Raw genomic sequence first — 7,037 nt, forward strand, 5'->3', positions numbered from 1 at the left:
AAGAACTTCCGCTTTGGTATCCGTGATCAGAACCATGTATTCCACTTGCGCGGACAGGCCGCCGTCCACGGTGGATACCGTCCAGCCATTTTGGCTGTCTACGGTAAAACGGGGACTACCTTGATTGATCATAGGCTCAATGGTAAAGATCATACCCGGCACCAGGACCATTTCGCTGCCTTTGGGAGTCACATAGCTGACATAGGGATCCTCATGGAATTCCAGACCGATGCCGTGTCCGCCGATCTCTTCCACTACGAATAGCCGTGTTTTTCGCGTGGGAGGAGATGGCAAAGGCGATATCTCCAGATGCCCCCAGGGGCGGGCGGCGGCAAGGCCGAGCTCCACACACTCCCTTGTGACGGTCACAAGGCGCCGGGCTTCGGGAGAAGGCGTTCCGATGCAAAACATGCGGGAGGCGTCAGAAAAATAACCGTCCAGGATGGTGGATACGTCTACGTTGATAATATCGCCCTCCTTCAGTATTTCCTGTTCAGATGGGATCCCATGGCAGATCACGTTATTGACGGAGGTGCAGACGCTTTTGGGAAACCTTCATATCCGAGCGGGGCGGGATCCGCCGTGCTCCTTTGTAAACTGAAATACCAGACGATCGATGTCCTCTGTGGACAGACCGGCGCGGATATGGGCTTCTACATGATCTAAAACGGCCGTGTTCAGCCGGGCACTTTTTTTGATGGCCTCAATCTGCTGAGGCGTCTTTAACAGCGAGCTGTCCGGAACGATCTCTCCTTTGGCAGCCAGCTTCCATAGTTTTTCTTTAACTGATCCAAGGTGCAACCTCTCTTTCCCCTCTTTTTGGATTGCCGGTCGTAACTTTCCGGCAGCAATTCTTTTTTTCAGTATAACACAATTGTGCAGGAAAGAAAATAGAGTATAATTCCAATGTGCAGGAAAGAAGAAACCAAGGAGGAAAGCCATGCTTAGAATAGGGATGCTGACCAGCGGAGGAGACTGCCAGGCGCTGAATGCGGCTATGCGGGGAGTCGTCAAAGGACTTTGCAGGGAAGGCCGGTCTGTAGAATATATGGATTTCAGGACGGATACAAGGGATTGATCTATTCCGATTTTCAGATGCTGAAAAAGGAGGACTTTTCAGGAATCCTGACAAAGGGAGGCACGATCCTGGAACGTCCAGACAGCCGTTTAAGCAGATGCGGATTCCGGACGAGAATGGATTGGATAAGGTGGAAGCCATGAAGCACACCTATCACAAGCTGCATCTGGACTGCCTGGTGATCCTGGGGGAAATGGAACGCACAAGACAGCGAACCTTCTGCGGTCAGAAGGGCTGAACATTGTGACACTGCCAAAGACCATTGACAATGATCTCTGGGGAACGGATATGACCTTGGGTTTCAGAGTGCCGTAGATATTGCTACAGATACCATTGACAAGATCCATACCACGGCCACCTCCCACAGCCGGGTCTTTATTGTAGAAGTGATGGGACATAAAGTGGGGTGGGTCACACTTTATGCGGGCATTGCAGGCGGGGCGGATATTATCCTTCTGCCGGAAATCCCTTATGACATAGAAAAAGTGACGGAAGCGCTGGACGCAAGAAAGCGGGCAGGGAAGCGATTTACCATCATTGCAGTGGCAGAAGGCGCTTTGTCCAAAGAGGAAGCAGAGCTTCCAAAAAAGAAAAGAAAACAGCAGAAGGCGGCTGCCGGCTATCCTTCCGTGGCTTATGAGATCGCAGAAAAGATCCAGGAGAGAACAGATCAGGAAGTGCGGATCACCGTGCCGGGCCATGCGCAGAGAGGCGGAGCGCCCTGTGCTTACGACAGGGTTCTGGCCACCCGGCTGGGAGCTGCGGCGGCAAAGGCGGTGCTGGATGGGCAATACGGCTGCATGCTGGGTGTGCGATCCGGGGAGATCGTCCGTGTTCCCCTGGAAGAGGTGGCAGGCAGGCTAAAGGGCGTGGATCCGAAGGCGGAGATCCTGGAAGAAGCAAGGCAGACAGGCATCAGCTTCGGCATCTGACGGCGGTGGGAAAGGAACCGCAAACGTCCGGCAGACGACAGCGAGGGAAGCAGAAAAGACGGGAGAAAAATCATGTCATATATGGCATTATATCGCAAATTCAGACCGCAGGGATTTCAGGATGTAAAAGGACAGGAAGCCCTGGTGCGGACTTTAAAAAATCAAATACAGGCGGATCGGATCGGGCATGCGTATCTGTTTTGCGGAACGAGGGGAACCGGAAAAACGACGGTGGCAAAGATTTTGCGAAGGCAGTCAATTGTGAACACCCCAGGGAAGGCAGTCCCTGCGGAGCCTGCTCCATGTGCAGGGAGATCGGGGAAGGCAGCTCCATGAATGTCATCGAGATCGATGCGGCATCTAATAACGGAGTAGACAATATCCGGGAGATCCGGGAAGAGGTGTCCTATCGTCCGGCAAAGGGAAAGTATAAGGTCTACATTATCGACGAGGTGCATATGCTTTCGGCAGGAGCCTTTAATGCACTGCTGAAAACACTGGAGGAACCGCCGGAATATGTGATCTTTATTCTGGCTACCACAGAGGTGCACAAAATTCCGGTCACGATCCTAAGCAGATGTCAGAGGTACGACTTCCGCAGGATCGACAGCGGTACGATCGCAGAGCGCCTGCAGGAGCTGGTAGAAAAGGAAGGGCTTCAGGTGGAGGAAAAAGCGATCCGGTACATTGCACGCATGGGGGACGGATCTATGCGGGACGCGCTGAGTCTTCTGGACCAGTGTACCGCCTTTTATCTGGGGGAGAAGCTGACCTATGAGCATGTACTGGAGGTGCTGGGAGCGGTGGATCAGTCCGTTTTTGGGAAACTGCTGGAGAAGCTGCTGGCGGCAGAAGTAAAGGGTGTGATCCAAACGGTGGAAGAACTGGTGCTTCAGGGACGGGAGCTGACGCAGATGACGATAGACTTTACCTGGTATCTGCGAAATCTCCTTCTGGTAACGGAAGGAGAAGAAGCGGCAGAACTTCTGGAGATTTCGGCAGAGCAGTTCCATCAGCTTCAGAGCCTGCGAAAGAAGGTAGAGGACGAAACATTGTTTCATTACATCCGGGTATTCTCCGAGCTGAGCAATCAGATGAAATTTTCCGGGCAAAAGAGGATCTTGCTGGAAATGACACTGATCAGACTCTGCAGGCCGGAGATGGAGAAGAAGGAGGATGCCCTGTGGGACAGGCTGCGGCGAATGGAACAGCGGCTGACAGTGATGGAGGAGGAACCTTCTGCCCGCCCGGTGATCCGGGAGGGGGAAACAAAGCTGCAGCAGGAGGCACAAAGTCCCAGGCCGGCACTTCCCGAGGCGTTGACGGAAGAGGTGCAGTATGTAGCAAAAAACTTTCGGGAGATCATACAGGAAGCATCCCCCCTGCTTCGGATATGTCTGAAAAAAGCAAGGCTGAGCGCGGGAGAGGGAAATCTGCTTTTGGTGGTGATGCCAAGCGAAGTGGAGGCGGATGCAGTAAGAGCTCCGGAACGGCTGGAGGAGCTGTCGCGTCTGCTGGAGGAAAAAACGGAAAAACAGATCCGGATAGACGTTCGCCAGATGGAGAAGGGCAGACGGTTTGAGGACAGCTTTGTAGACATAGAACAACAGATACACATGGAACTGACGATTGAGGAGCAAGAATAAAGGAGGAACAGACAATGGCAAAAAGAGGTGGATTTCCGGGAGGCGGAATGCCGGAAACATGGCAAATCTGATGAAGCAGGCACAAAAGATGCAGCGGCAGATGGAAGAACAGGCAAAAGAAATGGAAACCAGGGAATTTGTGGCTACGGCGGGAGGCGGAGCCGTGGAGGTGACGGTTTCCGGAACCAAGCGAGGCTGAAGGAGGGTGGATCCCGATGTGGAAATGCTGGAAGACCTATTGGCCGGCAGACGCGACAGCTCCTCTATCAGTCTGCTGGATCTGTCCACTGTAATAATCCATTCCTGTTCACTCCATTAAAACAATCCCGGGATCTGTCCACCCATTCCGCCAGTCAGCCTGGACATGGCAGAAGCAGAAGATTCATCCACTTTCCCCATCGCTTCATTGACTGCCGCCACAATAAGGTCTTCCAGCATTTCCACATCATCGGGATCCACAACCTCCTGATCCAGCTTCAGCTTCAGGATCTGCTTGGTTCCGGAAACCGTCACCTCCACGGCTCCGCCTCCCGCCGTAGCCACAAATTCCCTGGTTCCATTTCTTTTGCCTGTTCTTCCATCTGCCGCTGCATCTTTGTGCCTGCTTCATCAGATTGCCATGTTTCCCGGCATTCCGCCTCCCGGAAATCCACCTCTTTTTGCCATTGTCTGTTCCTCCTTTATTCTTGCTCCTCAATCGTCAGTTCCATGTGTATCTGTTGTTCTATGTCTACAAAGCTGTCCTCAAACCGTCTGCCCTTCTCCATCTGGCGAACGTCTATCCGGATCTGTTTTTCCGTTTTTTCCTCCAGCAGACGCGACAGCTCCTCCAGCCGTTCCGGAGCTCTTACTGCATCCGCCTCCACTTCGCTTGCATCACCACCAAAAGCAGATTTCCCTCTCCCGCGCTCAGCCTTGCTTTTTTCAGACATATCCGAAGCAGGGGGGATGCTTCCTGTATGATCTCCCGAAAGTTTTTTGCTACATACTGCACCTCTTCCGTCAACGCCTCGGGAAGTGCCGGCCTGGGACTTTGTGCCTCCTGCTGCAGCTTTGTTTCCCCCTCCCGGATCACCGGGCGGGCAGAAGGTTCCTCCTCCATCACTGTCAGCCGCTGTTCCATTCGCCGCAGCCTGTCCCACAGGGCATCCTCCTTCTTCTCCATCTCCGGCCTGCAGAGTCTGATCAGTGTCATTTCCAGCAAGATCCTCTTTTGCCCGGAAAATTTCATCTGATTGCTCAGCTCGGAGAATACCCGGATGTAATGAAACAATGTTTCGTCCTCTACCTTCTTTCGCAGGCTCTGAAGCTGATGGAACTGCTCTGCCGAAATCTCCAGAAGTTCTGCCGCTTCTTCTCCTTCCGTTACCAGAAGGAGATTTCGCAGATACCAGGTAAAGTCTATCGTCATCTGCGTCAGCTCCCGTCCCTGAAGCACCAGTTCTTCCACCGTTTGGATCACACCCTTTACTTCTGCCGCCAGCAGCTTCTCCAGCAGTTTCCCAAAAACGGACTGATCCACCGCTCCCAGCACCTCCAGTACATGCTCATAGGTCAGCTTCTCCCCCAGATAAAAGGCGGTACACTGGTCCAGAAGACTCAGCGCGTCCCGCATAGATCCGTCCCCCATGCGTGCAATGTACCGGATCGCTTTTTCCTCCACCTGAAGCCCTTCCTTTTCTACCAGCTCCTGCAGGCGCTCTGCGATCGTACCGCTGTCGATCCTGCGGAAGTCGTACCTCTGACATCTGCTTAGGATCGTGACCGGAATTTTGTGCACCTCTGTGGTAGCCAGAATAAAGATCACATATTCCGGCGGTTCCTCCAGTGTTTCAGCAGTGCATTAAAGGCTCCTGCCGAAAGCATATGCACCTCGTCGATAATGTAGACCTTATACTTTCCCTTTGCCGGACGATAGGACACCTCTTCCCGGATCTCCCGGATATTGTCTACTCCGTTATTAGATGCCGCATCGATCTCGATGACATTCATGGAGCTGCCTTCCCCGATCTCCCTGCACATGGAGCAGGCTCCGCAGGGACTGCCTTCCCTGGGGTGTTCACAATTGACTGCCTTCGCAAAAATCTTTGCCACCGTCGTTTTTCCGGTTCCCCTCGTTCCGCAAAACAGATACGCATGCCCGATCCGATCCGCCTGTATTTGATTTTTAAAGTCCGCACCAGGGCTTCCTGTCCTTTTACATCCTGAAATCCCTGCGGTCTGAATTTGCGATATAATGCCATATATGACATGATTTTTCTCCCGTCTTTTCTGCTTCCCTCGCTGTCGTCTGCCGGACGTTTGCGGTTCCTTTCCCACCGCCGTCAGATGCCGAAGCTGATGCCTGTCTGCCTTGCTTCTTCCAGGATCTCCGCCTTCGGATCCACGCCCTTTAGCCTGCCTGCCACCTCTTCCAGGGGAACACGGACGATCTCCCCGGATCGCACACCCAGCATGCAGCCGTATTGCCCATCCAGCACCGCCTTTGGCCGCCGCAGCTCCCAGCCGGGTGGCCAGAACCCTGTCGTAAGCACAGGCGCTCCGCCTCTCTGCGCATGGCCCGGCACGGTGATCCGCACTTCCTGATCTGTTCTCTCCTGGATCTTTTCTGCGATCTCATAAGCCACGGAAGGATAGCCGGCAGCCGCCTTCTGCTGTTTTCTTTCTTTTTTGGAAGCTCTGCTTCCTCTTTGGACAAAGCGCCTTCTGCCACTGCAATGATGGTAAAATCGCTTCCCTGCCCGCTTTCTTGCGTCCAGCGCTTCCGTCACTTTTTCTATGTCATAAGGATTTCCGGCAGAAGGATAATATCCGCCCCGCCTGCAATGCCCGCATAAAGTGTGACCCACCCCACTTTATGTCCCATCACTTCTACAATAAAGACCCGGCTGTGGGAGGTGGCCGTGGTATGGATCTTGTCAATGGTATCTGTAGCAATATCTACGGCACTCTGAAACCCAAAGGTCATATCCGTTCCCCAGAGATCATTGTCAATGGTCTTTGGCAGTGTCACAATGTTCAGCCCTTCTGACCGCAGAAGGTTCGCTGTCTTGTGCGTTCCATTTCCCCCCAGGATCACCAGGCAGTCCAGATGCAGCTTGTGATAGGTGTGCTTCATGGCTTCCACCTTATCCAATCCATTCTCGTCCGGAATCCGCATCTGCTTAAACGGCTGTCTGGACGTTCCCAGGATCGTGCCTCCCTTGTCAGGATTCCTGAAAAGTCCTCCTTTTTCAGCATCTGAAAATCGGAATAGATCAATCCCTTGTATCCGTCCTGAAATCCATATTTCTACAGACCGGCCTTCCCTGCAAAGTCCTTTGACGACTCCCCGCATAGCCGCATTCAGCGCCTGGCAGTCTCCTCCGCTGGTCAGCATCC

At 53.2% G+C, this 7,037-nt stretch carries 1 protein-coding gene and 7 pseudogenes; 3 read left to right on the plus strand and 5 right to left on the minus strand.

The window, feature by feature from the left end:
• Both map and FYJ34_RS15650 read right to left on the minus strand, forming a co-directional pair.
• Nucleotides 1-543, minus strand: a pseudogene (gene map, locus FYJ34_RS12365) (type I methionyl aminopeptidase); the annotation flags it as partial.
• A gap of 12 nt (nucleotides 544-555) precedes the next feature.
• Nucleotides 556-801: a M24 family metallopeptidase gene (locus tag FYJ34_RS15650; RefSeq protein WP_330582742.1), complete on the minus strand. Its 246-nt coding sequence runs from the start codon at nucleotides 799-801 to the stop codon at nucleotides 556-558.
• 139 nt (nucleotides 802-940) lie between these two features.
• Between FYJ34_RS15650 and FYJ34_RS15405 the strand changes: the two are divergent.
• From FYJ34_RS15405 to FYJ34_RS12380, 3 pseudogenes are all read left to right on the plus strand, one after another.
• A pseudogene (locus FYJ34_RS15405) lies at nucleotides 941-2,010 on the plus strand (6-phosphofructokinase).
• An 81-nt stretch (nucleotides 2,011-2,091) separates the two neighbouring features.
• A pseudogene (gene dnaX / locus FYJ34_RS12375) lies at nucleotides 2,092-3,656 on the plus strand (DNA polymerase III subunit gamma/tau).
• A gap of 14 nt (nucleotides 3,657-3,670) precedes the next feature.
• Nucleotides 3,671-3,852, plus strand: a pseudogene (locus FYJ34_RS12380) (YbaB/EbfC family nucleoid-associated protein); the annotation flags it as partial.
• A 119-nt stretch (nucleotides 3,853-3,971) separates the two neighbouring features.
• Here the strand turns inward: FYJ34_RS12380 and FYJ34_RS12385 are convergent.
• The 3 pseudogenes from FYJ34_RS12385 to FYJ34_RS15655 form a co-directional block, all read right to left on the minus strand.
• A pseudogene (locus FYJ34_RS12385) lies at nucleotides 3,972-4,322 on the minus strand (YbaB/EbfC family nucleoid-associated protein).
• Between the two features lie 14 nt (nucleotides 4,323-4,336).
• Nucleotides 4,337-5,908, minus strand: a pseudogene (gene dnaX, locus FYJ34_RS15410) (DNA polymerase III subunit gamma/tau).
• A 72-nt stretch (nucleotides 5,909-5,980) separates the two neighbouring features.
• Nucleotides 5,981-6,993: pseudogene (locus FYJ34_RS15655) on the minus strand (6-phosphofructokinase).
• Between the last annotated feature and the right edge of the window lie 44 nt (nucleotides 6,994-7,037).

This window comes from Suipraeoptans intestinalis (genome assembly GCF_009696485.1).
GTDB classification, from domain to species: domain Bacteria; phylum Bacillota; class Clostridia; order Lachnospirales; family Lachnospiraceae; genus Suipraeoptans; species Suipraeoptans intestinalis.